Raw genomic sequence first — 3390 nt, forward strand, 5'->3', positions numbered from 1 at the left:
GTCCCGATGATACGGTGATCCGGCCAGAATGGAGACAGCGCGGTAGATCTGTTCGCACAGCATCGCCCGGGCCAGGGCGTGCGGCCAGGTCTGCGGCCCGAAGGCCAGCGTGCCCTGCGCCACCTTCACAAGCTCGGGATCCAGCCCGTCCGCGCCGCCGATCAGGAAGACCAGCCGGCGCACGCCGCGGTCGCGCAGCACCCCGATCTCCTCGGCGAAGGCGCGGGAGGCGCGCGCCCTGCCCCGCTCGTCGCAGGCGATCACGTGGCTGTCGGCCAGATGCGGGCGCAGCGCCTCGGCCTCGGCGGCCTTGCCGGGCTTGCGGCTCTCCACCTCGGCCACCTCGACCGGACCCAGGCCCAGGGCGCGCCCGGCCGCCGTGGCCCGGTCAACGTACAGCTTCACCAGCTCGGTCTCGGGCGAACGGCTCAGCCGGCCGACGGCGACGATGGCGATCTTCATGTGGCGGTCAAACCAGCGGCGGCGGGGCCTTGAAGCCGCCGAACTCGCGCTCCAGCAGGCCGGCGAACGCGATGGTCGTGCGGTCCTCTAGGTAAGGCCCGATCGCCTGAAGGCCGATGGGCAGGCCGCCCCGTGTGAAGCCCGCCGGGAAGGCGGTGGCCGGCAGGTTGGGCAGGAGGGCCAGACCCGGCCAGCCGAGCTGGGCGAAATACGGCGTGGGCTGGCCGTCGATCATCAGGACGCGCTTGCTGTTGTCGGGCTCGTCCACGTGTGGATAGGCCACCGTCCCGAACGTGGGCGCGACCACCACGTCGAAGTCCTCGAAGAACCGCGCCCAGTGGCGGCGATACGCCACCTGCGCGTCCAGCAGGTTCATCCATTCGTGGGCGTTCAAGGTCGTGCCGCCCGGCGAGCCGCGCGACATCGCCGCGCCCACCAGGGCCATGTAGATCGCGTGCTGGGCGGCCAGGTCCGGAAGCAGGTCGCTGCCGCGCGTCACCTGGCAGCCAAACGCGTCCAGCTTGCCCGCCAGCGCCTGGACCGCGCCCGCCACCTCGCTGTCGGTGGCCACGGCCGGATGCCGGTCGAGCACGAACACGCGATAATCGGCGAGTTCGGCGTGGCGTGGGCCCCGCAGGTTCAGCGCATAGCCCACCGCCTCCTCGGGCTCCGGTCCGGCCGTGACGCCCAGCGCCAGGTCGAGATCCGCCGCGCAGCGGGCCAAGGGGCCGACGCAGGCCAGGGCGATCGGCCCGCCGTCCAGCCCGGGCGGGGAATGGCCCCGCGTCGGGATCAGGCCGTAGCTCGGCTTGTGGCCGTACACGCCGCAGAAGGCCGCGGGCACGCGGATCGACCCGCCAATGTCCGAGCCGAACTCCAGCGGCGTCATCCCCGCCGCCAGGGCCGCGGCGCTGCCCCCCGAAGAGCCGCCCGGCGACAAGCCGAGGTCCCACGGGTTCTTCGTGCGGCCATAGACGGGATTGGTGCTCTGCCAGTCCGCGAGGAAGGGCGGGACGTTGGTCTTGCCGAGGATCACCGCGCCGGCCGCCTTCAGCCGCGCCACCGCCACCGCGTCCTTCTCCGCGACCCAGCCGCTGAAGGCCGGGCTGCCCCAGGTGGACGGCAGGCCCTCGACCTCGTTGCTTTCCTTCACCGTCATGGGCAGGCCCAGCAACGGGCGGCGCTCGCCGCGGGCCAGGGCGGCGTCGGCGGCGCGGGCGGCCTGCCGGGCCCGCTCGAAGTCGCGCACGACCACGGCGTTGATGGGCCCATCGCGAGCCTCGATCCGCGCGATGGCCGCGTCGGCGAGCTCCAGCGCCCCCACCTCGCGCGCGGCCAGCGCCGCCACGATCTCGCCCGCGGTCTGGTCCAGCAGGTCGAGGCTGACGGTCTCGGACATCGATCTTCTCCCTGGCGTCCAGGGTGGCCCGCCGGACAAGCACAAGTCCAGCCCGGCGAGCCCTCCGGCGGTCAGGCCCTCACTAGTTCGCCGGCCGGCGCGGACGCCGCAGGGACCGGGAGCAGCCGCTCGGCGATCTGCACCGCGTTGAGGGCCGCCCCTTTCAGCAGTTGGTCGCCCGCCACGAACAGCGCCAGCGAGCGACCCGACGGGTCGCCCAGGTCGCGGCGCACGCGGCCCACCAGCACATCGCCCTGCCCTTCGGCCTCTGACGGCATCGGGAAGTGGTTGCGGGTGCGGTCGTCGATCACCCGGATGCCAGGCGCGGCGGCCAGCACCTCGCGCGCCAGGTCAGGATCGATCGGGCGGTCGAACTCCAGGCTGAGGGCGATGGCGTGGGCGCGCAGGACCGGCACGCGGATACAGGTGACGCCGATTGGAAGTTCCGGCGCACCCAGGATGCGTCGGCACTCCTCGATCACCTTAAGCTCCTCCCCGTTGTAGCCGCTCTCGACGTCGACGTCGGCGTTGTGGCTGAACAGGTTGAAGGCGTAGGGGTGGGGCAGGACCTGCGGCGTGAAGGCGGCGCCGGCCAGCCAGGCCTGGGTCGAGGCGCGCAACTCCTCCATGGCGGCCGCACCGGCGCCGGAGGCCGCTTGATAGGTCGCCATCTGCACACGGCGCAGGCCGAAGGCGCGGGCCAGCGGCGCGATCGGCACCGCGGCGATGATCGCCACGCAGTTGGGGTTGGCCACGATGCCGTGGTGACCGGCCAGGGTCTCGGCGTTCACCTCGGGCACCACCAGCGGACAGTCGGGGTCCATGCGGAAGGCCGAGGAATTGTCGACCACAACCGCGCCGGCGGCCACGGCCTTGGGGCCGTAGACCTTCGAGAGGCCGCTGCCGGCCGAGAACAGGGCGAGGTCCACGCCCTGGAAGCTGTCGTCGCCCAGGGCCTCGATGGTCAGCGTCTGGCCGCGGAAGCGGACCTTGCGGCCCGCCGAGCGCGGCGAGGCCAGCAGGCGCAGGCTGGCCAGCGGGAAGTTGCGCTCTTCCAGGCAGCGGACGAGCTCGACGCCCACGGCGCCGGTGGCGCCGACGATGGCGACGTGGGGCGAGGGCGGAAGGGAGGAAGCAGGCATGGTCTCAACGTCTCCAGTGGGCGGAGCGCGAGGTCTGGCTTCTGGTGAGAGGCTGCCCCGCGCATCGGCGGGGCTCTTCGGGTCGTGTCGCTGGTCTAGGCCACGCACGCACCCGTCGACGCCCCGCCGCAGCGGGTCGTTTTCAGGGTAATCGTAATGGTCATGACAGCGGTCATCGCCCGCGCCATTACCGGTCGCGGGCGTGACTGTAAAGACGGCGGGGCTAGTTTGCCGCGGCGCCGCGGTGATTGGACTCCACCGACCAGATCTTCTCGATGTTGTAGAAGGCGCGGACTTCCGGGCGGAACAGGTGGACGATCACGTCGCCCGCATCGATCAGCACCCAGTCGGCGCTGGGCATGCCTTCGACCCGGCACTTGCCGTAGC

At 72.1% G+C, this 3390-nt stretch carries 4 protein-coding genes; all 4 read right to left on the bottom strand.

What is annotated here, in order from left to right; all coding sequences use genetic code 11:
- Positions 1 to 462: 23S rRNA (pseudouridine(1915)-N(3))-methyltransferase RlmH (gene rlmH, locus Q0L11_RS16740; protein WP_296598730.1), on the bottom strand; the 462-nt coding region annotated here is incomplete at its 3' end.
- Positions 463 to 469: 7 nt separating this feature from the next.
- A complete protein-coding gene (locus Q0L11_RS16745) occupies positions 470 to 1861 on the bottom strand; it encodes an amidase family protein (protein WP_296598732.1) in 1392 nt (463 codons plus the stop codon).
- Positions 1862 to 1932: 71 nt separating this feature from the next.
- Positions 1933 to 3003 carry an aspartate-semialdehyde dehydrogenase gene (locus Q0L11_RS16750; protein WP_296598734.1) on the bottom strand — a complete coding sequence of 357 codons (1071 nt, stop codon included), beginning with the start codon at positions 3001 to 3003 and terminating at the stop codon, positions 1933 to 1935.
- Positions 3004 to 3226: 223 nt separating this feature from the next.
- The coding region (locus Q0L11_RS16755; protein WP_296598735.1) for an RsfS/YbeB/iojap family protein at positions 3227 to 3390 on the bottom strand (164 nt) is incomplete at its 5' end.

Origin of the sequence: Phenylobacterium sp., assembly GCF_024508875.1 — a bacterium.
GTDB lineage: Bacteria > Pseudomonadota > Alphaproteobacteria > Caulobacterales > Caulobacteraceae > Phenylobacterium.

Excerpts from the sequence above, each read along its gene's own strand:
- Q0L11_RS16745 (WP_296598732.1), bottom strand. The coding sequence starts at position 1,861 with ATGTCCGAGACCGTCAGCCTCGACCTGCTGGACCAGACCGCGGGCGAG.
- Q0L11_RS16750 (WP_296598734.1), bottom strand. The coding sequence starts at position 3,003 with ATGCCTGCTTCCTCCCTTCCGCCCTCGCCCCACGTCGCCATCGTCGGC.